We start from the raw sequence: 25165 nt of genomic DNA, 5'->3' as shown, positions 1-25165 counted from the left end.
GCTTCTGCTTTGGGAGAACGGTGCGCACAGCGCGCCCTACGGCACGATCCAGATCCCATTCGCGTCCTCCAGGCACTCCAGCATCTGCAATGCCTGCCCCTCGCAGGGGCCTGCGACGCATTCGCCACTATCGATGAGAAACAGTGCGCCATGCCTCGCGCAGCGGATCAGGCTGCCACTGTCGTCGAGAAAGTCGTCTTTCACCCATTCCAGCGCGATGCCGCGATGCGGGCAGCGGTTGAGGTAGGCATGTACCTGGCCGTGGCTGCGTACGGCGAGCAGGTTCAATTGGTCGATTAGGAAGCCCCGGCTCTGGCCTTCGGTCAGTTCGTCTGGGGCGCACAGGCGGATCATCGCGGTCTCCGTTTCAGATGGCGCGATTATCCCGCAGGAAGGAGGAGGGCGCATCCATGCGCCAAGTGGAACTTGCAACTGCCAGGGCGTAGATGTCGGGAGGCTGGGCCAGGCTCGCGGTGGACACGAGCGGGACAGAGGCGCGTAGCGCGTTGTTCGACGGTGGAGTGGGCGGGATATTATCGAGACTATTTATCTGCTGCAAATAATTATCAGGTGAATTATGTTCTCTTCAATTGCATCGCTGTCTCGGTATGCGTGTGCGCGTCGAATGCTGAGCACTGACCGAAGCGCTGCCTGTTCTGGCCTGAAGCACGAGCGCCGACCATTCGAAGTACTGAGTCGGCCTATCTCACGTTCGAGGAGTCGAGACCATGCGTCTTGCACATATTCTGGGCGGCTTGACCGCCGTCCTGCTCTTTCCCAACCTGGTTCTGGCGCAGGAGTCGTTGCCGCAGCGCTGGGTCAGTTCCGGTGGTGCGCTCAGCGAGTGGGTCGTGCAGCTCGGTGGTGAAGACAAACTGGTGGGCGTCGATACCACCAGTCGTCATCCGGTAGCGCTGAGCAAACTGCCCAGTATTGGCTATCAGCGGCAACTGGCTGCCGAAGGCATTCTTGCGTTGCAGCCGGATCTGTTGCTCGGCAGCGAAGAAATGGGGCCGCCTCCAGTGCTCGAGCAACTGGCGGCTGCCGGCGTGCGTATCGAGCGCCTGAGTGCACGGGCCGAGCTGGACAGCCTGCAGGCCAACCTGCAACGCCTGGGGCAATTACTCGGTGATGAGGTGGCAGCGCAGCGCGCCTACGCTGACTACCTGGCGCGCCTGCAGGCGCAGCGGCAATGGGTTGAGCGGGCGCAGCACGACCAAGCGGCGCCAGGCGTTTTGCTGCTGATCGGGCATGCAGGCGGCAGTCCGTTGGTCGGCGGTGTCGATACGGCAGCGGATTGGTTGATCAGCCATGCGGGAGGTCGCAATCTGGCCACTCACAGTGGCTACAAGGCACTGTCCAGTGAAGCATTGCTGGCACTCGATCCGCAGGTCGTGGTGGTTGCCGATCGCGCGCTGGAAGGGGAGGCGGCCAGGCAGGCATTGCTGCAGCAGAACCCGGCGTTGGCGGGTACCCGTGCCGCGCGTGAGGGGCGCCTGTTGGCGCTCGATCCAACGCTGCTGGTAGGTGGCCTTGGGCCTCGTGTGCCGGATGGGCTGGCGATGCTTGCCGCAGGCTTTTATCCTGCCAGCCAATCCCGAGCCGCCGAAGCCCTGCGCCAGCCATGATTCCCCCTCTTCAGGCACGCCCACTGTTCATCGCATTGGGCCTGTTGCTCATGTTCGTGTTGTGGCTCTCGCTGGCGCTGGGGCCTGTCAGCCTGCCGTTGGGCGATACCCTGCGTGCTGCGTTGCGCTTGCTCGGTGTGCCGCTGGCAGCCGATGCATCGGTGCAACAGGCAGAGCTGATCCTGGCGCAGATCCGCGTGCCTCGCACCTTGCTCGGGTTGGCTGTGGGCATGGTGTTGGCGCTCTGCGGTGTGGCGATGCAGGGCTTGTTTCGCAATCCGCTGGCAGACCCGGGTTTGGTCGGGGTTTCCAGTGGTGCTGCGCTCGGCGCGGCAGTGGTCATCGTCGCTGGTGCCGCCTTCGGCGGTTTGCCTGAGGCATTCGCTCCCTATCTGTTATCGGCTTTTGCTTTCATCGGAGGCTTGCTGGTGACGGCTCTGGTCTATCGCCTGGGTCGGCGCGACGGGCAGACCAACGTAGCGACCATGTTGCTGGCCGGTATCGCACTCACGGCGCTCGCCGGCGCAGCCATCGGCCTGTTCACCTACCTGGCTGACGATGCGACTCTGCGCACCCTGACCTTCTGGAACCTGGGCAGCCTCAACGGTGCCAGCTATGCCCGGCTCTGGCCGCTGTTGTTGGCCACGCTGGCTGTCGCACTGTGGCTGCCGCGACGTGCGCGGGCGCTGAATGCATTATTACTGGGCGAGTCGGAAGCGCGGCATCTGGGCTTCGATGTGGAACGGCTCAAGCGTGAACTGGTGTTCTGCACGGCGCTGGGAGTGGGCGCTGCGGTGGCAGCTGCCGGCCTTATCGGATTCATAGGGCTGGTAGTGCCGCACCTGATGCGCTTGCTGGTGGGGCCTGATCATCGCCTGCTGCTGCCGGCCTCGGCACTGGCTGGAGCGAGCCTGCTGTTGCTGGCCGACCTGGTTGCGCGGTTGGCACTGGCACCCGCCGAATTGCCGATCGGGATCGTCACGGCGCTTATCGGTGCCCCGTTCTTTCTGTACCTGCTGGTGCGGGGGAGAAGCTGATGCTGCAGGTCGAACAGCTGGAAATTCGCCGTGGCCAGTGCGTCGTGCTCAGTGGTATCGATCTGCAACTGCGCCCAGGAGAGGTGCTGGGTGTGCTGGGGCCGAACGGTGCCGGCAAGAGCACCTTGCTCGCGGCCATGACCGGTGAGCTGCCCGCCAGTGCCGGTCAGGTAACACTGGATCGGCGTGCGCTCGATGACTGGCCCGGGCCGGCGCGCGCTCGGCGTCTGGCTGTGTTACCGCAGAGTTCTAGCCTCAATTTCGCCTTTCGTGTGGAAGATGTGGTCGCCATGGGGCGCTTGCCCCATGACAGTGGTCGTGTGCGCGATGCGCAGATCGTACAGGAGGCGCTGCACGCTGCAGATGCTGCGCACTTGGCCGGCCGCAGCTATCTCGCGCTGTCTGGCGGAGAGCGCCAGCGTGTGCACTTGGCGCGAGTGCTGGCGCAATTATGGCCGGGTGGTGAGGAGCAGATTCTGCTGCTCGACGAGCCGACGTCGATGCTCGATCCGCTGCACCAGCACACCTGCTTACAGGCGGTCAGGCGCCTGGCTGAAGCTGGCGCGGCAGTGCTGGTGATCCTCCACGACCTCAACCTGGCAGCGCGCTATTGTGATCGACTGCTGTTACTGCAGCAGGGCAGGATGCATGCTCTGGGTACGCCAGCCGAGGTGCTGCGAGCCGAACCGCTACAGGCAGTGTTTGGCCTGGAAGTGCTGGTACAAACTCATCCCGAGCGTGGTCATCCTCTAATCGTCGCACGCTGATCGCTGGAGCCTGTCATGCGAGTCGTTCTGCTGAGCTGTCTGATCTTTCTCGCTGCCTGTCAGAGCCAGCATGTGTTACCGCCGCCTGCGCCCATCGCGCCGTTGGGGCGCGAGCATGTCGACCTTGGCCGCATCGTCGATCTGAACAGTGGGCAGACACTCAGTCCGCAGCAGCTCCTCTCGCGGTTGGCGGAGGCCGAGCGGCTGCTGGTCGGCGAGCAGCATGACAATCCCGATCACCATGCCCTGCAACTGTGGCTGTCACGTGAGTTGTCGAAGCGGCGAGCGCAGGGCAGCGTGTTGATGGAAATGCTCAACCGCGATCAGCAGGCGAAGGTCGACCAGGCCCAGGCGGCCGTCCATGAAGGACAGGTAATGGCCGATCCATTCGACACGCTGGCCTGGCAGCCGGGGTGGGACTGGTCGCTCTACGGGCCATTGGTATTGCATCAGCTGCGTCAGCCCTATCCCTTGCTCGCCGCCAATCTGGATCGTGCCGAGATCATGCAGATATACCGTCAACGGCCGCTGCTGCAAGGCGAGCGTTCCAGCGCGGCGGGCGTTCAGGAGAGGCTGTTGAGCGACATCCGTGACTCGCACTGCGGCCTGCTGCCGGACAGCCAGTTACCGGCGATGCTCGCCGTGCAACAGCAGCGTGACCGGCGCATGGCCGAGGCGTTGTTGGCAGCGCCGCAGCCGAGTCTGTTATTGGCGGGCGCTTTCCATGTGCGCAAGGATCTTGGCGTACCGCTGCACCTGATCGACCTTGGGGCGCGGAACGCCACTGCCGTGCTGATTCTTGCCGAGGTCGGTCGTTCAGTGGATGCGTCCATGGCCGACTACGTCTGGTACACAGCGGCCCAGCCTGAGCAGGATCACTGCGCCAAACTGCGACCATAAGCGCCTTTCACGAGCGAGCAGGGAGGTATCCTCGGCGCTTTGCCGATCTGGAGCCTGCTCATGTCTGCCGCCGTTCGCGACCTGCTGCAACGTTACTTTCACGCCCTCAACGACCGCGATATCCGCACTTGCCTGACGCTGGTCAGTGCTGACCTGATCCTGGAACCCAATCAGGGTTTCACCGAGCACGGGCACGACGCTTTCGCGGCTTATCTCGAGCGGCAACTGCACTGCTACCGTGAAACTGCCGAAAAACTGGTGATTCTGGCTGAACCGCAAGGGCGCCACGCGGCCTGTGAATACCAGCTCGTCGGTGAGTACCTGGCAACCGACGATGGGCTGCCGGAGGCCTGCGGGCAGCGCTACGCATTGCGTGTAGGGGCTTTCTTCGAGATACGTGATGGGCTGATCAGCCGTATCACCCTGCATTTCAACCTGCCGGACTGGCTGGCGCAGGTCGACGATTGAGGCGGGCCACCGAGGCTTTCGAGCGGGCAAAAAAAGACCCGGCAAGAGCCGGGTCAATAACCGTGATTAGCCTGATGAGGAGATAATCTGAAGAGTCCGACTGAATGGTCTCTTTAGCTTATCGGCTGATCTCGCGACCAGTTGAGATAATAATAACAATTCTCATTTCATAGTCAACGCCCTTTTGAGAATTTTTCTCAGAAAGTTTTCCCAGGGCTCAGAAATGCAAAACCCCGACCTTTGCCGGGGTTCGTGGAGTCTTTCCTGTTTCAGGAAGTGGTAGGTACGCGCAACTGAGTGACTTCCTTGTTCAGCAGGTCGATGCGCCGCGCCATGCTCTCGATCAGGCTATGGGCGATGCGCGGGTTGCTTTGCATCAGGCTGAGGAATTGCTCCTTGGGGATCACCATGACTGTGCAGGGTTCGCTGGCGACGACCGTGGCGCTGCGCTTCTCGCGGGTGAATACCGCCATGGCACCGAAGATCTCGTCTTTCTGCACGTCACCGACTTTCTGCCCATCGACCAACGCTTCGGCGTGCCCCTCGATGATGATGAACACGTGGTCGGCGTCATCACCCTGGTGGATCAGTTCCTCGCCGGCGGCGAAGTGCTGGAAACCGGTAGCAGGACGGATCTCCGGCTGTTTCAGGCGCGCTAGTGCGTCGGAGAGCAGGGCGGTGTGGCCGATCAGGTAGTGAATGAACTGCTCCTGACGTTGCTCGCTGGCATAGATGTGCTGGAACACTTCGCTGCGCGAATAGGGAAGCAGGCTGATGGGTTCTTCGCTGCTGTAGCGGCAACTGGGCAGATCGATGCCCTGGCGCAGGCCGACCAGGTCGCCTTCCTGCAGGTAGAACAGCGGGCGTTCGTCGACTATTGCATGCAGCAAGCCATTTTCGATGATGAACAGTTGGTTGCCTGGTAGGACCTGAGCCAGATCATCGACTCGTTCCAGACGCAGCGGTTCACCAGCGGGTTGCAGCCCTTCCAGCAACTGAGTGGGGATACTCTGCAGGCGATTGATCAGCTGATCGGCGTAGGCCGGTTGCTCCCCGAGTAAATACATAACCGTAATTCCTTGAACTGGCTGGGCTGACTGACCACACGAACGTCCCTGAAACAATAGGCTGCGGCGCGTCCTGAGTAAATCTCCACGCACTGGTGTTGTGAGCTAGCTCTTGTTGTAACCCTGCACTTCGCCGAGTTTGCCGTTCAGTTCTGCCTTGTGCGCTTCCGGCAGTTCGCTCCAATGTACGTCGAGCAGTGCGCCTTCTATCGCATAGAGCAGAACCTTGGAAGCACGAAAACCCCGAGCACGTACGGCGCGGTAGGCCCCGACAGCGCCATAGCGGCGCAGGTCGTTGGCGCTGTGAATGCCTACGGCATGCAGCCACTGGGCTGAGGTTTTTCCGAGGTTCTTCAGGTGTTGCAGTTCGTCGTTCATCGGGCCTCCATGCGTGCGAGTGAGTGTTTCGCGTTGGCGTGCCTGCCAGGAAGTGTAGCGGTCAATGAGGCGAGTGCTTTGTCGGCTCCGTTCGCTGGGTTACTTGGTGCGATAACGCAGGCGAGTGCCGAAATTCACTGACATGAGAATTTCGTCGGCGGTCAGTTCGACCGGGAAGTAGGCGCCAGAGATCTGTGCGTGGGCCAGGCTGGCCCCTTCGATCTTGGCGTTACGGAAATCCAGGCCGCGCAGATCGGCACCACGGAAATAGGCATCCGTGAAATTGACGGCGTCGGTGTCCATGCTACGCAGGTCGAGCCCGCGGAAATCGCCGCCGGAAAGGTCGACCTCGACGCCTTGGGGCTTCTGCGCATTGAAGCCTTTCACATCGTCGTTATGCAGCAGGTGGTAGAGCGGATGGTCAAGCTGGCGTGGCTGGCTCATGGCAGATACCGGTGGTGGTCTCACCGGCAGTATAGAACCCCTGCCAGGCTTTGCCTGGCAGGGGGCGCCAACCAGTAATGAGGCTCAGATTCCCGGCAGGCGCTGGCGGATACGCTCGACCAGGCTATCCAGGCTGGCGCTGTCATGGGTGTCGACGCGCTTGCTGTGGATCACTTCTTCATCGTCGAGTGGTTCGCGAGCAGCTTGCTGCGCCTGGATCACCTCGAGCGTCGCATCGGAAGGATCTGTACCGTCTTGCTGGCGTTGCGCCAACCAGCTGGCGATCACGGCTTCCGGTGCGTGGCAGTCGAGGATCAGGAAGGGAGCGCCAGTCTGCTCGGCGACCTCGCTCGCGGCCTGACGTTGCCCGGCTTTGAGATAGGTGGCGTCGATGACTACCGGGAAACCGGCCAGCAACGTCTCGCGTGCGAGTTGGTGCAGGCGATCGTAGGTCGCTTGACTGGCTTCGGCGCTGTAGATGCCTTTGGCAAGCTGATCCTTGGAGGCGTCGGTCTGCTCACCGAACAGGCGCTTGCGCTCGATATCGGAGCGCAGACGGATGGTGCCGAGGGCTTCGACCAGGCGCATGGCGACATGGCTCTTGCCCACGGCAGAGACGCCGTGAGTGATGGCTAGGAAGGGGGAGGGAATGGCGCTGTAGCTCTCGGCCAGCGCGGCATAGCCGCGGTACTGACGCAGGATCACGGCACGCTGCACCGGATCCTGTTCCTGGCCCAGGCGGAACAGGGCGACCTTGCCGCGCACCATCGCACGATAGGCCTTGTAGAAATTCAGCAGTTGCAGCGCGGCATAGTCACCGGTGTGTTCCAGCCAGGCGCTGATGAAGCGTCGTGCCAGGCACTTGAGGCCGCGGTCTTCGAGATCCATCGCGAGGAAGGCGATGTCGGCGGTGACGTCGGTCAGGCGGAAGGGCTCGTTGAACTCGATGCAATCGAACAGCATCACGCGGCCATCGATCTGCGCTGCGTTGCCTAGGTGAATGTCGCCATGGCATTCGCGGATGAAACCCTGTTTCTTACGCTCGCTCAGCAGTGGGTACAGGCGCTCATAGCTGGACTGGGCCCAGGCTTCGAGGGCGTCGAGTTGCAGCAGATCGGCCTTGTCGCTGAGCATCGGACGAATCTGGTCGAAGTTCTGTTGCACCGGCGTCATTACCGCTTCGGCGGTACCCAGCGGATGTTCCTGCGCCACTCGCGGAGCGCTCAGGTGAAAGGCAGCGATTTGCTCGGCCAGTGCATCGATATGCGTATTGCCCAGCTCGCCACGTGCCTGCACGGCACTGAGCAACTGATCCTGCGGAAACTGGCGCATTTTCAGCGCGTACTCGATGGCGGGTGTGCTGCCGTCGAGGCTGGGAGCGTCTTCACTGCCACCGATCGGCAACACTTCCAGATACAAATCCTGGGTCAGGCGCTGATTTAGACGCAGCTCTTCAGCACAAAAATGTCGACGTGCGTCGAGCTCGGTGAAATCGAGAAAGCCGAAATTGACTGGTTTTTTAATCTTGTAGGCGTAGGGGCCAGTGAGCAAAACCCAGGAAATGTGGGTCTCAATCACCTGAAATCCATCCACAGGATGCGGATACAGGGCCGGGTTCTGCAATGCGGCAATCAGGGCTTGGCTCACGTTCGATCCTTGTTCTAGACGCTGTTCGAGCTCGGCATTATGGCCGCTGTGAGCGGCTCTGCAAACCATCCGGGCGGCCTGCTGGCTCCTATGTAAAGTGCGTATAATCCCGCCATGACTCGAAAACGCTCCCCCCGCTCAAACAAGAAACCCCGCTCGTCCGGTATGCGTCCCTGGCTTGGCTGGGGGCTCAAGCTCGGCCTTGTCGGCCTGGTGATCCTTGCCGTTTTTGCCGTTTACCTCGATGCCGTGGTGCAGGAGAAATTCTCCGGCAAGCGCTGGACGGTGCCGGCCAAGGTCTATGCCAGACCGCTGGAACTGTTCGTCGGCCAGAAGCTGGCCAAGGACGACTTCCTGCGCGAGCTCGATGCGCTGGGCTATCGCCGTGAGAGTACGGTTCAGGGGCCGGGTGCGGTATCGGTGGCCGGTAACAATATCGAGCTGCACAGCCGCGGCTTCCAGTTCTATGAGGGCGCCGAGCCTTCGCAGAAAGTACGAGTGCGTTTCTCCGGCGATTATGTAGCCGGACTGACGCAGGCTGACGGCGGTAACCTGGCGGTGGCGCGACTGGAACCGCTGCTGATCGGTGGGCTTTATCCGGCGCATCAGGAAGATCGCATCCTGATCAAGCTGGATCAGGTGCCGGCCTACCTGATCGATGCGTTGGTGGCGGTCGAGGATCGCGATTACTTCGATCATTTCGGTGTGTCGCCCAAGGGCATCGCTCGCGCGCTCTGGATCAACGCCTCATCGGGGCGGCTGGTTCAAGGCGGCAGTACCCTGACCCAGCAATTGGTGAAGAACTTCTATCTGACCAACGAACGCACCCTGCTGCGCAAGGCCACCGAGGCCATGATGGCGGTGCTGCTCGAACTGCACTACGACAAGCGCGAGATTCTCGAGGCTTACATGAACGAGGTATTCCTCGGTCAGGATGGTCAGCGCGCAGTGCACGGCTTTGGTCTGGCCAGTCAGTATTTCTTCAGTCAGCCGGTTTCCGAGCTCAAGTTGGAGCAGGTGGCGCTGCTGGTAGGTATGGTCAAGGGGCCGACCTATTTCAATCCGCGGCGCAATCCTGAGCGCGCGCTGGCTCGCCGCAACCTGGTGCTCGATCTGCTGGCCGAGCAGGGCTCGATCACTGCCGAGGAGGCCGCCGCCGCCAAGCAAAAGCCGCTGGGTGTCACTTCTCGCGGGAGCATGGCTGACAGTTCCTTCCCCGCGTTCCTCGATCTGGTCAAACGCCAGTTGCGTGAAGACTACCGTGAGCAGGATCTGACTGAAGAAGGCCTGCGTATCTTCACCAGTTTCGATCCGGTGCTGCAGCTCAAGGCCGAGGAGGCGTTGGCCGAGACGCTCAAACGCCTGGCCGGCCGCAAGGGTGTGGATGAGGTGCAGGCGGGGATGGTCGTGACCAACCCGGAAACCGGTGAGATCCAGGCGCTGATCGGCAGTCGCCAGCCGCGTTTCGCCGGCTTCAACCGGGCGCTGGACGCGGTACGGCCGATTGGCTCGCTGATCAAACCGGCGATTTACCTGTCGGCGCTGGAACGCCCGAGCCAGTACACCCTGACCAGTTGGCTGGAGGACGAGCCATTCTCTATCAAGGGGCAGGATGGCCAGGTCTGGACGCCACAGAACTACGACCGCAAGGCCCACGGCACCATCTATCTGTACCAGGGGCTGGCGCAATCCTACAACCTGTCCACGGCCAAGCTCGGCCTGGAAATCGGTGTGCCCAACGTGCTCAAGACCCTCGAGCGACTGGGCGTCGAGCGCAAATGGCCGGCCTACCCGTCGATGCTGCTGGGTGCTGGCGCACTGACACCGATGGAAGTGGCAGGTATGTACCAGACCCTGGCCAATGGCGGTTTCAATACGCCGCTACGCGGGATTCGCAGCGTGCTGACTGCCGAAGGCGAGCCGCTCGGGCGTTATCCATTCCAGATCCAGCAGCGCTTCGATCCGGGCGCCATCTATCTGGTGCAGAACGCCATGCAGCGCACCATGCGCGAAGGCACTGGGCGCTCGGTGTACAGCCAATTGCCCAGTTCGCTGAATCTGGCCGGCAAGACCGGTACCAGTAATGACTCGCGCGACAGCTGGTTCGCCGGTTTCAGTCAGGATCTGTTGTCGGTGGTCTGGCTCGGTCGCGACGACAATGGCCCCACTCCGCTGACGGGGGCGACTGGCGCTCTGCAGGTGTGGACCGGTTTCATGCGCAAGGCCGACCCGCTACCCCTGGATATGCCTATGCCGGACAATATTACCCAGGCTTGGGTGGATCGTCAGACCGGTCTCGGCTCGGCGTCGGGCTGCCCGAACGCGGTACAGATGCCTTATATTCGCGGCAGTGAACCTGCCCCGGGCTCCGCCTGCGGTATCCAGGCACCGGTCGAGTCGGTGATGGACTGGGTACGTGGCTGGTTGGATTGACGGCCGAGCCGAATGGCTCGGTGTTACCTGAAGAGGATTGGATGTGAACAAGAAGTGGCTTGCCACGATGCTGGCGACGGTAGTTCTGGGTGGTTGCAGTACGGTGCCGCAGGGTTCGATTCCGGTGATCGATGCCGGCTCTCCGCTCTCGTCCGGTGGCTCTGGTTCGGCGAGTACGCCTAGCCCGGCCGCCACGCCGCAGCGCATCGAAGAGGATTCCGGCGTGGTGGTGATGGTGCCGCAAGGCGCCGTTTCGACTCCATTGCAGACCGGCTCGCAGCCAATCACTTCCAGTGGTGGCCTGACGTTCGATCCGCCCGTGAGCAGCCAGCCCTCTGCGCCGACTCAAGGTAGTTTTGGCTCCTCGGCTCCGAGCATGCCCAGCGGCATTCCCAGCGGTGGTGGTCTGGCTGCTGACGAACAGCTGGACGGGCCAGTGCTGGCGCTGCTGACCACCGCTCAGCAACAGCAGGGCGGTGGTGATCTCAATGGCGCCGCATCCAGCCTCGAGCGTGCTCAGCGCATTGCTCCGCGTGAGCCGCAAGTGCTCTATCGCCTGGCTGAGGTGCGTCTGGCTCAGGGTGATGCGGCCCAGGCCGAGCAATTCGCCCGCCGCGGTCTGACTTATGCTTCCGGGCGTCCGGCGCTACAGGCCAGCTTGTGGGATTTGATCGCCCAGGCGCGTGAACGTCAGGGCGATCCAGCCGGCGCTGCTCAGGCGCGTGAGCGTGCCAGGGTCAATCTGTGATGGAAAGCCGGGTTGCTCTGCTGGCCGAGCAGTTGCTACTGATCGAGCGCGAATTGCGCGTTCTCGGTTGGTGGCAGGACGAGGCGCCGAGCGCCGAGGCGTTGGCCAGTCAGGAGCCGTTCTGCGTCGATACGCTGTCCTTCGAACAATGGCTGCAGTGGATTTTTCTGCCGCGGATGAAGCAGCTGTTGGAGGCCGGGGCAACATTGCCGTCGGTGTCAGGAATCCAGGCGATGGCTGAGATGGTCTATCAGCAGCAGGCGGGCATTGCGCGCCGCTTGCAGGAATTGCTTGGCGAGTTCGATCAACTGATCACGCGCACGTCCTGACGGCGTGCGCGCTCTGCATCACTTGCAGTTTTCCGCGATGGATTTCTTCAGCTCGGTGATGCGTTCCTGGCGTTCGTTCTCGTCGATACGGCGCACTTCGCCAGCATCTTCGATGCGCAGGCGTGGATTGTTTTCCAGCTGAGCCAGGTTGGTGCGGGCGTTCTCGCAGTACTGCTTGCGTTCGGCCTCTTGCTTCGCCACATCTTCCTTGACCTTCTTGTCGATGGCCGCCTGCTCGGGGTCGAGCTGCTCCTCTACGGTTGGCGGCGGCTCGCCGCTGGCAGGGCGGGGAGGTGGGGCGGAGGTGTTGACCGTCGTCGCCTGCTGACCCTGCGGGGGCTGCGCGCCGAAGTGAGTGACGCCTTGTTCGTCCACCCACTTGTAAATCTGGCTGGCCATGGCAGTTGTGCTCAGGGCGAGCATCAAGGTGCCAGTAAGGATCATGTGGCGCATGCTGTTTCCTTTGTCGAGAGCTGCGGTGCTGCTGGTTACTATAACCAAAAGCCAACAATCTTCATCCTGCGCTGCGTCACAGCAGAAGATCGAATAATAGGTTACACATCTCTTGACTTGCCTCTGCCGAACCCGAACAATCCAGCCTTCCTCGTAGTGGAGTCCGCCGCAAGCGTCCTGCAGCTCGGGGAAAAGAGGCGCTACCCGCGCCGAACCGTGACACCCGCAACGCGTTACCTCGCGCTGGGAGGGCCAGCCCCGCAAGACCATGGGCTGCTCCGTTACTCGTCAAGCTGATGTTCTGAATCCACGATCACCGTCGTGCATGTCCGCTGACAGTAAGAACCTACTTAGGGCTACCCGTTCGTGGGTGGCATACTGGCGTTCAAGAGGTGAACAACGTGGAGCTTTTATCTGGCGCTGAAATGGTCGTCCGCTTCCTGCGTGACGAAGGCGTTAAGCACATCTATGGGTACCCTGGTGGTGCTCTTCTGCACATTTACGATGCCCTGTTCAAAGAGCCGGAAGTGACTCACATTCTGGTGCGTCATGAACAGGCCGCGACCCATATGGCTGACGGCTATGCCCGCGCCACCGGCAAGGCCGGTGTGGTGCTGGTGACCTCCGGCCCTGGTGCGACCAATGCCATCACTGGTATTGCGACTGCCTATATGGACTCCATTCCAATGGTGGTGATCTCCGGCCAGGTGCCGAGCGCCATGGTCGGTACCGATGCCTTCCAGGAAACCGACATGGTCGGTATCTCCCGTCCTATCGTGAAGCACAGCTTCATCATCAAGCACCCAGCAGAAATCCCTGAGGTGCTGAAGAAGGCGTTCTATCTCGCCGAATCCGGCCGCCCCGGTCCGGTCGTGGTCGATATTCCGAAAGATATGGGCGACCCGACTCAGAAGTTCGAGTACGTCTACCCGAAGAAGGTCAAGCTGCGCTCCTACAGCCCGGCGGTACGTGGCCACTCCGGTCAGATTCGCAAGGCTGCCGAGATGCTCCTGGCCGCCAAGCGTCCGGTCATGTATTCCGGCGGTGGCGTGATCATGGGCAATGCCTCCGCGCCGCTGACCGAATTGGCGCAGATGCTCAATTTGCCGGTTACCAATACCCTGATGGGGCTTGGTGGCTACCCGGGTACCGATCGCCAGTTCCTCGGCATGCTCGGTATGCACGGCAGCTACACCGCCAACCTGGCCATGCACCATGCCGACGTGATCCTGGCCGTTGGTGCGCGATTCGATGACCGCGTGATCAATGGCGCGGCGAAGTTCTGCCCGAACGCCAAGATCATTCACATCGACATCGACCCGGCTTCGATCTCCAAGACCATCAAGGCCGACATTCCGATCGTCGGTCCGGTGGACAGCGTGCTGACCGAGATGGTCGCCATCCTCAAGGAAATCGGTGAAACCCCGAACAAGGACACCGTTGCCAGTTGGTGGAAGCAGATCGACGAGTGGCGCGGTGGCGGCCGTCTGTTCCCCTACAACGAGGGCGACGGTTCCGTCATCAAGCCGCAGGCTGTGATCGAAACCTTGTGCGAAGTGACTCACGGCGATGCCTTCGTCACCTCCGACGTAGGTCAGCACCAGATGTTCGCGGCGCAGTACTACAGGTTCAACAAGCCCAATCGCTGGATCAACTCCGGTGGCCTGGGCACCATGGGCTTTGGCTTCCCGGCTGCGATGGGCGTCAAGATGAACTTCCCGGATGCCGACGTGGCCTGCGTGACCGGTGAAGGCAGCATCCAGATGAACATCCAGGAGCTGTCGACCTGCCTGCAGTACGACCTGCCGGTTAAGATCGTCAACCTGAACAACGGCGCGCTGGGCATGGTTCGCCAGTGGCAGGACATGCAGTACAACAGCCGTTATTCGCATTCCTACATGGAGTCGCTGCCGGACTTCGTCAAGTTGGCTGAGGCCTATGGTCATGTGGGCATGCGCATCACTGCGCTGAAAGACCTCAAGCCCGGACTTGAAGAAGCCTTCGCATTGAAAAATCGACTGGTGTTCCTCGACATTGCTGTGGATACCAGCGAGCACGTCTACCCGATGCAGATCAGGGACGGCGCTATGCGTGACATGTGGTTGAGCAAGACGGAGCGGACCTGAGCATGCGACACATCATTTCCCTGCTGCTGGAAAACGAGCCGGGCGCACTGTCCCGTGTGGTCGGTCTGTTCTCCCAGCGTAACTACAACATCGAAAGCCTCACCGTAGCGCCGACCGAGGATCCGACGCTGTCGCGTCTGACTCTCACCACCGTGGGCCAGGATGAGGTGATCGAGCAGATTACCAAGAACCTCAACAAGCTGGTCGAGGTGGTCAAGCTGGTCAACCTGTCGGAGAGTGCTCACATCGAGCGCGAGCTGATGCTGGTGAAGATCAAGGCCACCGGTGCCCAGCGTGCCGAGGTCAAGCGTACCACCGACATCTTCCGCGGTCAGATCGTGGACGTGACCAGTAGCGTCTATACCGTGCAACTGACCGGTACCAGCGACAAGCTGGATAGCTTCATCCAGGCCATTGGCACGGCGTCGATCCTGGAAACCGTGCGCAGTGGCGTTACCGGTATCGCGCGCGGCGACAAGGTACTGAGTGTCTGATCGCAACGCTCAAATGAAGCCCCGCCAAGTGCGGGGCTTTTTTTTCGTCGACGGTTATTGCTGGCGGTTCCAGAAGGCTGCGATCAACGGATCCTTGAGGCGTTTTTCCAGGGCGAACAGGCCGATGTCGTAGGCGGTCAACGGCGGTTGAATGTCGTAGATGCGAATGCGCGCGGTCAGAGGGCTGTTGTCGAGAACGATCTGCGGTACCACTCCGATGCCGAAGCCCAGGCTCACCATGCTGACGATGGCTTCGTTGCCGCTCACCTGGGCATAGATGCGTGGTTTGATGCTATGACTTTTCAGCCAGCGGTCGGTGCGAACCCGGGCGAGGCCTTCTTCCGAGAGGATCATCGGCACGTCCTTCCAGCTCTCCGCTGTCGGGTGCTTGAGTTGCTCTTCGGTAAGTAGCTGAGGCGACTGCGGCCCGATGAAGCGTAGCTCCGAGCGTGTGATCGACTGAAAGTCGATGCCAGCTGGCAGATGGTCGGGGCGGGCGCCGATAGCCAGGTCTTCCAGTCCCTGTTGTACGCGCTCGACGGCCTTGGCTGGATCGCCAGTGTGCAGCTTCATTTCGATGCGCGGATAGTCCTGCCGGAAGCTGCTGAGAATGTCGTAGAGGAAGCTGTAGCTCGCCGTTACCGAGCAGTACAGGGAAAGCTCGCCATGCAGGATGGACTGATCCTCCATGAACGTCTGGCGAATGGCCTGCCAGCCGTTCATGACCTCGCTCGCGTACTCGCGGAATTTCTGCCCTTCACGGGTCAGGCGAACCGAGCGGTTGTCGCGGACGAAGAGTGGGACGCCGAGTTCGTCTTCGAGTTGTTTGATGCTGCGACTGAGCGCGGACGGGCTGACATGCTGCTCGCGGCTGGTTCTGCCGAAGTGCAGGTTGTCTGCAAGGGAAAGAAAGAGGCGAAGTGCGTGGCTATCCATCGGCGTTTCATATATCGGCATGTTGTGTTGCAAATATATCATTTTACGCAATGGGGCGGATCACTTAAGGTGCCTGTGTCGCGGTGCTAGCACCCCATCCTTTTCGATACATAAGAGCCAAGAACATGAAAGTTTATTACGACAAAGATTGCGACCTCTCCATCATCCAGGGCAAGAAAGTCGCCATCATCGGTTACGGCTCCCAGGGCCATGCCCAGGCCTGCAACCTGAAAGATTCCGGTGTGGATGTCACCGTTGGCCTGCGTAAAGGCTCTGCCACCGTTGCCAAGGCAGAAGCCCATGGCTTGAAAGTGACTGACGTTGCCAGCGCCGTTGCTGCTGCCGACCTGGTGATGATCCTGACCCCGGACGAATTCCAGGGCCAGCTGTACAAGAACGAGATCGAGCCGAACATCAAGAAGGGCGCTACCCTGGCCTTCTCCCACGGCTTCTCGATCCACTACAACCAGGTCGTTCCGCGTGCTGACCTCGACGTGATCATGATCGCGCCGAAGGCTCCGGGTCACACCGTACGCACCGAATTCGTCAAGGGCGGCGGTATTCCTGATCTGATCGCCGTTTACCAGGATGCTTCCGGCAACGCCAAGAATGTTGCTCTGTCCTACGCTTCGGGCGTTGGCGGCGGCCGTACCGGTATCATCGAAACCACCTTCAAGGACGAGACTGAAACCGACCTGTTCGGTGAGCAGGCTGTTCTGTGTGGCGGCACCGTCGAGCTGGTCAAGGCCGGTTTCGAAACCCTGGTCGAAGCTGGCTACGCGCCGGAAATGGCCTACTTCGAGTGCCTGCACGAGCTGAAGCTGATCGTCGACCTGATGTTCGAAGGCGGCATCGCCAACATGAACTACTCGATCTCCAACAACGCCGAGTACGGTGAGTACGTGACTGGTCCGGAAGTGATCAACGAGCAGTCGCGCCAAGCCATGCGCAATGCGCTGAAGCGCATCCAGGACGGCGAGTACGCCAAGATGTTCATCACCGAAGGCGCTGCCAACTACCCGTCGATGACTGCTTATCGCCGCAACAATGCTGCTCACGGCATCGAAGTGGTTGGCGAGAAACTGCGTGCGATGATGCCGTGGATTTCAGCCAACAAGATCGTCGACAAGACCAAGAACTAAGGTCTGCGATGTGTGAAAAGACGCGGCTCTATGCCGCGTTTTTTCATTCTGGGGCAAGGGTTCTGGTATAAAGCCAGCTCGCTGGCTGGCGAACTGAGCTCAGTCGTCCCGGTCGAAATCTGTCAAACCCGTTGCAAGGTGCTGTTCATGAGTGAAGGTTCCGAAGATCAAAAGCCTGCAGGCGAAAATACCGAAAGCCTGCTGCCGATCGATGAGCATATAGAGGAAGGGCAGGACGCCGAGGGGCGCAAGGTTCGTCACCGTGGCATCTATCTGCTGCCTAACCTGTTCACCACGGCCAACCTGTTCGCCGGTTTCTACTCCATCATCAATGCCATGAACGGCAACTTCTATGTCGCCGCCGCTGCTGTTTTCGTGGCTATGGTGCTCGACAGTCTGGATGGCCGTGTTGCTCGCCTGACCAACACGCAAAGCGCCTTCGGCGCCGAATACGACTCGCTCTCCGATATGGTCGCATTTGGTGTCGCGCCGGCACTGCTTGCCTTCGAGTGGGCATTGGGCAGCATGGGCAAGGTCGGCTGGATGGTCGCCTTCATCTATGTGGCGGGCGCCGCCTTGCGCCTAGCCCGTTTCAATACGCAGATCGGTAGTGTCGATAAACGCTACTTCATCGGTCTCGCCAGTCCGGCTGCTGCGGGGGTGGTGGCTGGTGTCGTCTGGGCATTCAGCGATTTCGGTATCAAAGGCTCGAACATGGCCTTTGCCGTGGCGTTGCTGGTTGCCGCCGCAGGCTGCCTGATGGTCAGCAACATCAAGTACTACAGCTTCAAGGATCTGGATCTGAAAGGGCGCGTGCCGTTCGTGGCCATCCTGGCTGTGGTGCTGGTCTTCGCGGTGGTGTTCAGTGATCCGCCCCGTATCCTGCTACTGATTTTCCTGGCTTATGCCGCTTCCGGTCCGGTTCAGTACCTGCTGCAACTGCGTCGTCGTAAATCTGCGTGACTCTGTAATTTCTTTCGCGCTCCGTGGTCTACAGTTCGTTTCTCGAACTGTCGTCGCGGAGTCGCCATGCTCATCCGAGTTCCTCCCCCCTCCCGGGCTTTAGAGTCCGAAGTCACCCCTGAGTCCGTTTATCTCTCCCGTCGCAAGCTGATGCAGGCTTCGCTGGCTTTGGCTGCAGTGGGGGCCATGCCGGGGTGGGCGCGTGCCGATACCCTGGGTACGTATGCTGATGCGGAGCCGGCCAAGGCGCCGGGCTGGTTCGAAGAGAAATTAGCGGGAACCCGCTGGCAGGCAGTCGTCGCTGAAGGTGAGAGCATTACGCCCTTCAAGGATGCGACGCACTACAACAACTTCTACGAATTTGGTACGGGCAAGGGCGATCCAGCTGCCAATGCTGGCAAGTTGCAGGTCGAGCCTTGGAGCGTCATGGTCGATGGCGAAGTTGCCAAGCCCGGGCGCTATGCCATCGAGGATCTGATCAAGCCGCATGCGTTCGAGGAGCGCATCTACCGGCTGCGATGTGTAGAGGCGTGGTCCATGGTGATTCCCTGGTTGGGCTTTCCTCTGGCTGATCTGCTCAAGCAGGTTCAGCCGACATCAGCGGCTCGTTATGTGCGTTTCGAAACTCTGGTCGATGCCGAGCATATGCCGGGACAGCGCTCGGGTTTCTCTTTGATCGATTGGCCATATGTGGAAGGGCTGCGTCTGGATGAAGCCATGCATCCGCTGGCGTTCATGGCGGTTGGCATGTACGGGCGAGTATTGCCCGCTCAGAACGGTGCGCCGCTGCGTCTGGTCGTACCTTGGAAGTATGGCTTCAAGAGCATCAAGTCCATTGTGCGCATCAGTCTCGTCGATCAGGCGCCGAAAACCACTTGGGAGCGCATTGCGCCGAACGAGTACGGCTTCTATGCCAACGTCAATCCTCAAGTCGATCACCCGCGCTGGTCACAGGCGACGGAGCGACGCCTGCCCAGTGGGTTGTTCAGTCCCAACGTTGTCGATACGCGGATGTTCAATGGCTACGAAGAAGTGGCCGAGCTTTATACGGGCATGGATCTGAGGAAGTATTACTGATGCGGTATCGGCTCTGGCGCATTGCGATCTTCGTGGTTGCGATGGTGTCGCCTCTCTATTGGTTGTACTGCGCGGTGCTCGGACTGCTCGGGCCTGATCCTGGCAAGGTACTGGTGGATAACCTGGGCCTTGGGGCGCTGATCCTGTTGTTGATCACCCTGGCGATGACACCGCTGCAGCAGCTCACTCGCTGGGGTGGCTGGATTGCCGTACGGCGTCAGGTGGGTTTATGGAGCTTCACCTATGCCGTTCTGCATCTTTCGGGCTATGTGCTATTCATCGCAGGCTTGAGGTTGGAGCTGGTGCTGCGAGATCTCACCGAGCGTCCTTACATAATCGTCGGTGCGCTGGCTTTCTCCGGGTTGTTGGTTCTGGCGGCCACTTCCAACCGACTCAGTATCAGAAGGCTGGGACGTCAATGGAAAGCGCTGCATCGACTGGTCTACGTCGTTCTACTATTGGCTCTGCTGCACATGTTGTGGGTGGTGCGTGCTGATCTGTCCGAGTGGCTTGCCTATGCTCTCGCGGGGGGCGTGCTGCTGTTGATGCGCTTGCCCTATATAGCTGCTTTGTTGCGGAAGGCGGGTACGACATGGGGAGAGAATCCGAAGAAAATTGAAATATAAGCTTGACGTGCCGTTCCCTGGCGGTAGAATGCGCGCCACTTCAGCGATGAAGCTCTTCAAAAACTTCTTGTTAATCAATAAGTTAAGTTTAAAAGAGGGGTTGCAAAGCTGGAGGTGGTGTGTAGAATGCGCACGGGTCGACGGGGTGGTGGTTTGATCCTGTTGATGCTTCGGTCGAATGGATCGAAAGCGGTTTGAAAGAGGTGGTTGACAGCGGTTTTGAACGCTGTAGAATGCGCCTCCCGCTGGAGAGAAGAAGTTCTGATCGAAAGCGCAAGTGGTTGAGTAGAAAGAAGTTTCTCCGGAAACAAATTCGAAAAACAGCTTGACAGATAGAGAGGCTGCTGTAGAATGCGCGGCCTTGGTTGAGGCGAAAGACTTAACCGAATGTTCTTTAACAACTGAATCAAGCAATTCGTGTGGGTGCTTGTGAGGTAAGACTGATAGTCGACTGATTATCAGCATCACAAGTAACACTCGTGAATTCGAGAGTTTATTTGCGATTGCTGAGCCAAGTTTAGGGTTTTCTCAAAACCCAAGCAGTATTGAACTGAAGAGTTTGATCATGGCTCAGATTGAACGCTGGCGGCAGGCCTAACACATGCAAGTCGAGCGGATGAAGAGAGCTTGCTCTCTGATTTAGCGGCGGACGGGTGAGTAATGCCTAGGAATCTGCCTGGTAGTGGGGGATAACGTCCGGAAACGGGCGCTAATACCGCATACGTCCTACGGGAGAAAGCAGGGGACCTTCGGGCCTTGCGCTATCAGATGAGCCTAGGTCGGATTAGCTAGTTGGTGAGGTAATGGCTCACCAAGGCTACGATCCGTAACTGGTCTGAGAGGATGATCAGTCACACTGGAACTGAGACACGGTCCAGACTCCTACGGGAGGCAGCAGTGGGGAATATTGGACAATGGGCGAAAGCCTGATCCAGCCATGCCGCGTGTGTGAAGAAGGTCTTCGGATTGTAAAGCACTTTAAGTTGGGAGGAAGGGTTGTAGATTAATACTCTGCAATTTTGACGTTACCGACAGAATAAGCACCGGCTAACTTCGTGCCAGCAGCCGCGGTAATACGAAGGGTGCAAGCGTTAATCGGAATTACTGGGCGTAAAGCGCGCGTAGGTGGTTCGTTAAGTTGGATGTGAAAGCCCCGGGCTCAACCTGGGAACTGCATCCAAAACTGGCGAGCTAGAGTACGGTAGAGGGTGGTGGAATTTCCTGTGTAGCGGTGAAATGCGTAGATATAGGAAGGAACACCAGTGGCGAAGGCGACCACCTGGACTGATACTGACACTGAGGTGCGAAAGCGTGGGGAGCAAACAGGATTAGATACCCTGGTAGTCCACGCCGTAAACGATGTCAACTAGCCGTTGGGTACCTTGAGTACTTAGTGGCGCAGCTAACGCATTAAGTTGACCGCCTGGGGAGTACGGCCGCAAGGTTAAAACTCAAATGAATTGACGGGGGCCCGCACAAGCGGTGGAGCATGTGGTTTAATTCGAAGCAACGCGAAGAACCTTACCTGGCCTTGACATGCTGAGAACTTTCCAGAGATGGATTGGTGCCTTCGGGAACTCAGACACAGGTGCTGCATGGCTGTCGTCAGCTCGTGTCGTGAGATGTTGGGTTAAGTCCCGTAACGAGCGCAACCCTTGTCCTTAGTTACCAGCACGTTATGGTGGGCACTCTAAGGAGACTGCCGGTGACAAACCGGAGGAAGGTGGGGATGACGTCAAGTCATCATGGCCCTTACGGCCAGGGCTACACACGTGCTACAATGGTCGGTACAAAGGGTTGCCAAGCCGCGAGGTGGAGCTAATCCCATAAAACCGATCGTAGTCCGGATCGCAGTCTGCAACTCGACTGCGTGAAGTCGGAATCGCTAGTAATCGTGAATCAGAATGTCACGGTGAATACGTTCCCGGGCCTTGTACACACCGCCCGTCACACCATGGGAGTGGGTTGCTCCAGAAGTAGCTAGTCTAACCTTCGGGGGGACGGTTACCACGGAGTGATTCATGACTGGGGTGAAGTCGTAACAAGGTAGCCGTAGGGGAACCTGCGGCTGGATCACCTCCTTAATCGAAGACTTCAGCTTTCTCATAAGCTCCCACACGAATTGCTTGATTCATTGTAGAAGACGATGCTGTAACGCGACCCTGTTATAGGTCTGTAGCTCAGTTGGTTAGAGCGCACCCCTGATAAGGGTGAGGTCGGCAGTTCAAATCTGCCCAGACCTACCAATTCAGGTGCAGATGCTTACGGGGCCATAGCTCAGCTGGGAGAGCGCCTGCCTTGCACGCAGGAGGTCAGCGGTTCGATCCCGCTTGGCTCCACCACTTACAGTTTGATCGTAGCGTAAGAGTTCAGAAATGAGCATTCCTGCAGAAGCAGAAGAGTGTTGATTTCTGGTCTTTTGATCAGTCGAAACATCGTTCTTTAAAAATTTGGGTATGTGATAGAAGTGACTGATTAATTGCTTTCACTGGCAATTGATCTGGTCAAGGTAAAATTTGTAGTTCTCAAGACGCAAATTTTCGGCGAATGTCGTCTTCACGATTGAGACAGTAACCAGATTGCTTGGGGTTATATGGTCAAGTGAAGAAGCGCATACGGTGGATGCCTTGGCAGTCAGAGGCGATGAAAGACGTGGTAGCCTGCGATAAGCTCCGGTTAGGTGGCAAACAACCGTTATGACCCGGAGATCTCTGAATGGGGGAACCCAGCCAGCATAAGCTGGTTATCTTGTACTGAATCCATAGGTGCAAGAGGCGAACCAGGGGAACTGAAACATCTAAGTACCCTGAGGAATAGAAATCAACCGAGATTCCCTAAGTAGTGGCGAGCGAACGGGGACTAGCCCTTAAGTTGATTTGAGATTAGTGGAAGGTTCTGGAAAGTTCCGCCGTAGTGGGTGATAGCCCCGTACACGAAAATCTCTTATCAATGAAATCGAGTAGGACGGAGCACGAGAAACTTTGTCTGAACATGGGGGGACCATCCTCCAAGGCTAAATACTACTGACTGACCGATAGTGAACCAGTACCGTGAGGGAAAGGCGAAAAGAACCCCGGAGAGGGGAGTGAAATAGAACCTGAAACCGTATGCGTACAAGCAGTGGGAGCCTACTTTGTTGGGTGACTGCGTACCTTTTGTATAATGGGTCAGCGACTTATATTCAGTGGCGAGCTTAACCGAATAGGGGAGGCGTAGCGAAAGCGAGTCTTAATAGGGCGCTTTAGTCGCTGGGTATAGACCCGAAACCGGGCGATCTATCCATGGGCAGGTTGAAGGTTAGGTAACACTGACTGGAGGACCGAACCGACTACCGTTGAAAAGTTAGCGGATGACCTGTGGATCGGAGTGAAAGGCTAATCAAGCTCGGAGATAGCTGGTTCTCCTCGAAAGCTATTTAGGTAGCGCCTCGTGTATCACTGCTGGGGGTAGAGCACTGTTTCGGCTAGGGGGTCATCCCGACTTACCAAACCGATGCAAACTCCGAATACCAGCAAGTGTCAGCACGGGAGACACACGGCGGGTGCTAACGTCCGTCGTGAAAAGGGAAACAACCCAGACCGTCAGCTAAGGTCCCAAAGTTATGGTTAAGTGGGAAACGATGTGGGAAGGCTTAGACAGCTAGGAGGTTGGCTTAGAAGCAGCCACCCTTTAAAGAAAGCGTAATAGCTCACTAGTCGAGTCGGCCTGCGCGGAAGATGTAACGGGGCTCAAACCATACACCGAAGCTACGGGTTCATCCTTTGGATGAGCGGTAGAGGAGCGTTCTGTAAGCCTGTGAAGGTGAGTTGAGAAGCTTGCTGGAGGTATCAGAAGTGCGAATGCTGACATGAGTAACGACAATGCGAGTGAAAAACTCGCACGCCGAAAGACCAAGGTTTCCTGCGCAACGTTAATCGACGCAGGGTTAGTCGGCCCCTAAGGCGAGGCAGAAATGCGTAGTCGATGGGAAACGGGTTAATATTCCCGTACTTCTAGTTACTGCGATGGAGGGACGGAGAAGGCTAGGCCAGCACGGCGTTGGTTGTCCGTGTTTAAGGTGGTAGGCTGAGATCTTAGGTAAATCCGGGATCTTAAGGCCGAGAGCTGATGACGAGCGTTCTTTTAGAATGCGAAGTGGTTGATGCCATGCTTCCAGGAAAAGCTTCTAAGCTTCAGGTAACTAGGAACCGTACCCCAAACCGACACAGGTGGTTAGGTAGAGAATACCAAGGCGCTTGAGAGAACTCGGGTGAAGGAACTAGGCAAAATGGCACCGTAACTTCGGGAGAAGGTGCGCCGGTGAGGGTGAAGTATTTACTACGTAAGCCCATGCCGGTCGAAGATACCAGGCCGCTGCGACTGTTTATTAAAAACACAGCACTCTGCAAACACGAAAGTGGACGTATAGGGTGTGACGCCTGCCCGGTGCCGGAAGGTTAATTGATGGGGTTAGCGCAAGCGAAGCTCTTGATCGAAGCCCCGGTAAACGGCGGCCGTAACTATAACGGTCCTAAGGTAGCGAAATTCCTTGTCGGGTAAGTTCCGACCTGCACGAATGGCGTAACGATGGCGGCGCTGTCTCCACCCGAGACTCAGTGAAATTGAAATCGCTGTGAAGATGCAGTGTATCCGCGGCTAGACGGAAAGACCCCGTGAACCTTTACTATAGCTTTGCACTGGACTTTGAGCTTGCTTGTGTAGGATAGGTGGGAGGCTTTGAAGTGGGGACGCCAGTTCTCATGGAGCCATCCTTGAAATACCACCCTGGCAACCTTGAGGTTCTAACTCTGGTCCGTTATCCGGATCGAGGACAGTGTATGGTGGGTAGTTTGACTGGGGCGGTCTCCTCCCAAAGAGTAACGGAGGAGTACGAAGGTGCGCTCAGACCGGTCGGAAATCGGTCGTAGAGTATAAAGGCAAAAGCGCGCTTGACTGCGAGACAGACACGTCGAGCAGGTACGAAAGTAGGTCTTAGTGATCCGGTGGTTCTGTATGGAAGGGCCATCGCTCAACGGATAAAAGGTACTCCGGGGATAACAGGCTGATACCGCCCAAGAGTTCATATCGACGGCGGTGTTTGGCACCTCGATGTCGGCTCATCACATCCTGGGGCTGAAGCCGGTCCCAAGGGTATGGCTGTTCGCCATTTAAAGTGGTACGCGAGCTGGGTTTAGAACGTCGTGAGACAGTTCGGTCCCTATCTGCCGTGGACGTTTGAGATTTGAGAGGGGCTGACCTTAGTACGAGAGGACCGGGTTGGACGAACCTCTGGTGTTCCGGTTGTCACGCCAGTGGCATTGCCGGGTAGCTATGTTCGGAAAAGATAACCGCTGAAAGCATCTAAGCGGGAAACTTGCCTCAAGATGAGATCTCACTGGAGCCTTGAGCTCCCTAAAGGGCCGTCGAAGACTACGACGTTGATAGGTTGGGTGTGTAAGCGCTGTGAGGCGTTGAGCTAACCAATACTAATTGCCCGTGAGGCTTGACCATATAACACCCAAA

The 25165-nt window shown here is 58.6% G+C and carries 21 protein-coding genes, 2 tRNA genes and 2 rRNA genes; 18 read left to right on the top strand and 7 right to left on the bottom strand.

Annotated features, from left to right (window positions below):
- Positions 1 to 36 precede the first annotated feature (36 nt).
- Positions 37 to 354, bottom strand: a complete 318-nt coding sequence (locus tag C7A17_RS05220; protein WP_106737019.1) for a Rieske (2Fe-2S) protein — start codon at positions 352 to 354, stop codon at positions 37 to 39.
- A gap of 374 nt (positions 355 to 728) precedes the next feature.
- On the opposite strand from C7A17_RS05220, the gene C7A17_RS05215 reads away from it, so the two are divergent.
- Genes C7A17_RS05215 through C7A17_RS05195 form a run of 5 tightly spaced genes read left to right on the top strand, consistent with a single transcriptional unit; the run spans position 729 to position 4800 of the window.
- Positions 729 to 1628, top strand: a complete 900-nt coding sequence (locus tag C7A17_RS05215; protein ID WP_106737018.1) for a heme/hemin ABC transporter substrate-binding protein — start codon at positions 729 to 731, stop codon at positions 1626 to 1628.
- Entirely contained in the window at positions 1625 to 2665 is a 1041-nt protein-coding gene (locus tag C7A17_RS05210) for a FecCD family ABC transporter permease (protein WP_106737017.1), read from the top strand. The genes C7A17_RS05215 and C7A17_RS05210 overlap by 4 nt, the downstream gene beginning before the upstream one ends.
- Entirely contained in the window at positions 2665 to 3432 is a 768-nt protein-coding gene (locus tag C7A17_RS05205) for a heme ABC transporter ATP-binding protein (RefSeq protein ID WP_106737016.1), read from the top strand. The genes C7A17_RS05210 and C7A17_RS05205 overlap by 1 nt, the downstream gene beginning before the upstream one ends.
- 15 nt (positions 3433 to 3447) lie before the next feature.
- Positions 3448 to 4332 carry a ChaN family lipoprotein gene (locus tag C7A17_RS05200; protein ID WP_106737015.1) on the top strand — a complete coding sequence of 295 codons (885 nt, stop codon included), beginning with the start codon at positions 3448 to 3450 and terminating at the stop codon, positions 4330 to 4332.
- 60 nt (positions 4333 to 4392) lie between these two features.
- Positions 4393 to 4800, top strand: coding sequence for a nuclear transport factor 2 family protein (locus C7A17_RS05195; RefSeq protein ID WP_106737014.1), 408 nt, complete (start codon positions 4393 to 4395; stop codon positions 4798 to 4800).
- A 269-nt stretch (positions 4801 to 5069) separates the two neighbouring features.
- On the opposite strand, the gene C7A17_RS05190 is transcribed toward C7A17_RS05195, so the two are convergent.
- From C7A17_RS05190 to C7A17_RS05175, 4 genes are all read right to left on the bottom strand, one after another.
- Entirely contained in the window at positions 5070 to 5867 is a 798-nt protein-coding gene (locus tag C7A17_RS05190) for a cyclic nucleotide-binding domain-containing protein (RefSeq protein ID WP_106737013.1), read from the bottom strand.
- Between the two features lie 105 nt (positions 5868 to 5972).
- Positions 5973 to 6245 carry a TfoX/Sxy family protein gene (locus C7A17_RS05185; protein ID WP_106737012.1) on the bottom strand — a complete coding sequence of 91 codons (273 nt, stop codon included), beginning with the start codon at positions 6243 to 6245 and terminating at the stop codon, positions 5973 to 5975.
- Positions 6246 to 6344: 99 nt separating this feature from the next.
- Entirely contained in the window at positions 6345 to 6689 is a 345-nt protein-coding gene (locus C7A17_RS05180; protein WP_106737011.1) for a pentapeptide repeat-containing protein, read from the bottom strand.
- An 84-nt stretch (positions 6690 to 6773) separates the two neighbouring features.
- A complete protein-coding gene (locus tag C7A17_RS05175) occupies positions 6774 to 8336 on the bottom strand; it encodes a bifunctional aminoglycoside phosphotransferase/ATP-binding protein (protein ID WP_106737010.1) in 1563 nt (520 codons plus the stop codon).
- 114 nt (positions 8337 to 8450) lie between these two features.
- On the opposite strand from C7A17_RS05175, the gene mrcB reads away from it, so the two are divergent.
- The 3 genes from mrcB to C7A17_RS05160 are packed head-to-tail and all read left to right on the top strand — an operon-like array spanning position 8451 to position 11846.
- The gene (mrcB, locus tag C7A17_RS05170) at positions 8451 to 10769 is read left to right on the top strand and encodes a penicillin-binding protein 1B (protein WP_158704641.1); all 2319 of its coding nucleotides are present in this window, start codon (positions 8451 to 8453) and stop codon (positions 10767 to 10769) included.
- A gap of 43 nt (positions 10770 to 10812) precedes the next feature.
- On the top strand, positions 10813 to 11517 hold the full coding sequence (locus C7A17_RS05165) for a tetratricopeptide repeat protein (protein WP_234035887.1): 705 nt from the start codon (positions 10813 to 10815) through the stop codon (positions 11515 to 11517).
- The gene (locus C7A17_RS05160; protein ID WP_106737008.1) at positions 11517 to 11846 is read left to right on the top strand and encodes a YqcC family protein; all 330 of its coding nucleotides are present in this window, start codon (positions 11517 to 11519) and stop codon (positions 11844 to 11846) included. Before C7A17_RS05165 ends, C7A17_RS05160 begins: the two co-directional genes overlap by 1 nt.
- Before the next feature lie 18 nt (positions 11847 to 11864).
- Here C7A17_RS05160 and C7A17_RS05155 read toward each other — a convergent pair whose 3' ends face one another.
- The gene (locus C7A17_RS05155) at positions 11865 to 12299 is read right to left on the bottom strand and encodes a DUF4124 domain-containing protein (RefSeq protein ID WP_106737007.1); all 435 of its coding nucleotides are present in this window, start codon (positions 12297 to 12299) and stop codon (positions 11865 to 11867) included.
- Positions 12300 to 12700: 401 nt separating this feature from the next.
- Here C7A17_RS05155 and C7A17_RS05150 point away from each other — a divergent pair, with 401 nt between their 5' ends.
- Positions 12701 to 14425 (top strand): acetolactate synthase 3 large subunit, encoded by a 1725-nt coding sequence (locus C7A17_RS05150; RefSeq protein ID WP_106737006.1) that lies wholly within the window; start codon positions 12701 to 12703, stop codon positions 14423 to 14425.
- 2 nt (positions 14426 to 14427) lie between these two features.
- Positions 14428 to 14919, top strand: a complete 492-nt coding sequence (gene ilvN, locus C7A17_RS05145; RefSeq protein WP_106737005.1) for an acetolactate synthase small subunit — start codon at positions 14428 to 14430, stop codon at positions 14917 to 14919.
- Between the two features lie 54 nt (positions 14920 to 14973).
- On the opposite strand, the gene ilvY is transcribed toward ilvN, so the two are convergent.
- Positions 14974 to 15855 (bottom strand): HTH-type transcriptional activator IlvY, encoded by an 882-nt coding sequence (ilvY, locus tag C7A17_RS05140; RefSeq protein ID WP_106737004.1) that lies wholly within the window; start codon positions 15853 to 15855, stop codon positions 14974 to 14976.
- 125 nt (positions 15856 to 15980) lie between these two features.
- Here ilvY and ilvC point away from each other — a divergent pair, with 125 nt between their 5' ends.
- From ilvC to C7A17_RS05095, 8 genes are all read left to right on the top strand, one after another.
- Positions 15981 to 16997 (top strand): ketol-acid reductoisomerase, encoded by a 1017-nt coding sequence (gene ilvC / locus C7A17_RS05135; protein WP_106737003.1) that lies wholly within the window; start codon positions 15981 to 15983, stop codon positions 16995 to 16997.
- Between the two features lie 147 nt (positions 16998 to 17144).
- A complete protein-coding gene (pssA, locus tag C7A17_RS05130) occupies positions 17145 to 17960 on the top strand; it encodes a CDP-diacylglycerol--serine O-phosphatidyltransferase (RefSeq protein WP_106742747.1) in 816 nt (271 codons plus the stop codon).
- Between the two features lie 66 nt (positions 17961 to 18026).
- Complete coding sequence (gene msrP, locus C7A17_RS05125; RefSeq protein ID WP_106737002.1) at positions 18027 to 19037, top strand: protein-methionine-sulfoxide reductase catalytic subunit MsrP; 1011 nt, start codon at positions 18027 to 18029, stop codon at positions 19035 to 19037.
- Positions 19037 to 19663, top strand: coding sequence for a protein-methionine-sulfoxide reductase heme-binding subunit MsrQ (gene msrQ, locus C7A17_RS05120; RefSeq protein WP_106737001.1), 627 nt, complete (start codon positions 19037 to 19039; stop codon positions 19661 to 19663). The genes msrP and msrQ overlap by 1 nt, the downstream gene beginning before the upstream one ends.
- 547 nt (positions 19664 to 20210) lie before the next feature.
- Positions 20211 to 21747: ribosomal RNA gene (locus C7A17_RS05110) — 16S ribosomal RNA — on the top strand.
- Between the two features lie 85 nt (positions 21748 to 21832).
- Positions 21833 to 21909, top strand: a tRNA-Ile gene (locus C7A17_RS05105).
- A gap of 20 nt (positions 21910 to 21929) precedes the next feature.
- Positions 21930 to 22005: transfer RNA gene (locus C7A17_RS05100), tRNA-Ala, on the top strand.
- Positions 22006 to 22258: 253 nt separating this feature from the next.
- Positions 22259 to 25153: ribosomal RNA gene (locus tag C7A17_RS05095) — 23S ribosomal RNA — on the top strand.
- Together the 16S and 23S rRNA genes with 2 tRNA genes alongside form the textbook arrangement of a ribosomal RNA operon.
- Positions 25154 to 25165: the final 12 nt, after the last annotated feature.

This window comes from Pseudomonas mendocina (assembly GCF_003008615.1).
Classification (GTDB): Bacteria; Pseudomonadota; Gammaproteobacteria; order Pseudomonadales; family Pseudomonadaceae; genus Aquipseudomonas; species Aquipseudomonas mendocina_C.
This window is presented reverse-complemented; position numbering and strand designations above follow the sequence as displayed.

What these genes read in the sequence shown, in the direction of transcription:
- C7A17_RS05220 (WP_106737019.1), bottom strand. Translation starts at nt 354, where the DNA reads ATGATCCGCCTGTGCGCCCCAGACGAACTGACCGAAGGCCAGAGCCGG.
- C7A17_RS05215 (WP_106737018.1), top strand. Translation starts at nt 729, where the DNA reads ATGCGTCTTGCACATATTCTGGGCGGCTTGACCGCCGTCCTGCTCTTT.
- C7A17_RS05210 (WP_106737017.1), top strand. Translation starts at nt 1,625, where the DNA reads ATGATTCCCCCTCTTCAGGCACGCCCACTGTTCATCGCATTGGGCCTG.
- C7A17_RS05205 (WP_106737016.1), top strand. Translation starts at nt 2,665, where the DNA reads ATGCTGCAGGTCGAACAGCTGGAAATTCGCCGTGGCCAGTGCGTCGTG.
- C7A17_RS05200 (WP_106737015.1), top strand. Translation starts at nt 3,448, where the DNA reads ATGCGAGTCGTTCTGCTGAGCTGTCTGATCTTTCTCGCTGCCTGTCAG.
- C7A17_RS05195 (WP_106737014.1), top strand. Translation starts at nt 4,393, where the DNA reads ATGTCTGCCGCCGTTCGCGACCTGCTGCAACGTTACTTTCACGCCCTC.
- C7A17_RS05190 (WP_106737013.1), bottom strand. Translation starts at nt 5,867, where the DNA reads ATGTATTTACTCGGGGAGCAACCGGCCTACGCCGATCAGCTGATCAAT.
- C7A17_RS05185 (WP_106737012.1), bottom strand. Translation starts at nt 6,245, where the DNA reads ATGAACGACGAACTGCAACACCTGAAGAACCTCGGAAAAACCTCAGCC.
- C7A17_RS05180 (WP_106737011.1), bottom strand. Translation starts at nt 6,689, where the DNA reads ATGAGCCAGCCACGCCAGCTTGACCATCCGCTCTACCACCTGCTGCAT.
- mrcB (WP_158704641.1), top strand. Translation starts at nt 8,451, where the DNA reads ATGACTCGAAAACGCTCCCCCCGCTCAAACAAGAAACCCCGCTCGTCC.
- C7A17_RS05160 (WP_106737008.1), top strand. Translation starts at nt 11,517, where the DNA reads ATGGAAAGCCGGGTTGCTCTGCTGGCCGAGCAGTTGCTACTGATCGAG.
- C7A17_RS05155 (WP_106737007.1), bottom strand. Translation starts at nt 12,299, where the DNA reads ATGCGCCACATGATCCTTACTGGCACCTTGATGCTCGCCCTGAGCACA.
- ilvN (WP_106737005.1), top strand. Translation starts at nt 14,428, where the DNA reads ATGCGACACATCATTTCCCTGCTGCTGGAAAACGAGCCGGGCGCACTG.
- ilvY (WP_106737004.1), bottom strand. Translation starts at nt 15,855, where the DNA reads ATGGATAGCCACGCACTTCGCCTCTTTCTTTCCCTTGCAGACAACCTG.
- ilvC (WP_106737003.1), top strand. Translation starts at nt 15,981, where the DNA reads ATGAAAGTTTATTACGACAAAGATTGCGACCTCTCCATCATCCAGGGC.
- pssA (WP_106742747.1), top strand. Translation starts at nt 17,145, where the DNA reads ATGAGTGAAGGTTCCGAAGATCAAAAGCCTGCAGGCGAAAATACCGAA.
- msrP (WP_106737002.1), top strand. Translation starts at nt 18,027, where the DNA reads ATGCTCATCCGAGTTCCTCCCCCCTCCCGGGCTTTAGAGTCCGAAGTC.
- msrQ (WP_106737001.1), top strand. Translation starts at nt 19,037, where the DNA reads ATGCGGTATCGGCTCTGGCGCATTGCGATCTTCGTGGTTGCGATGGTG.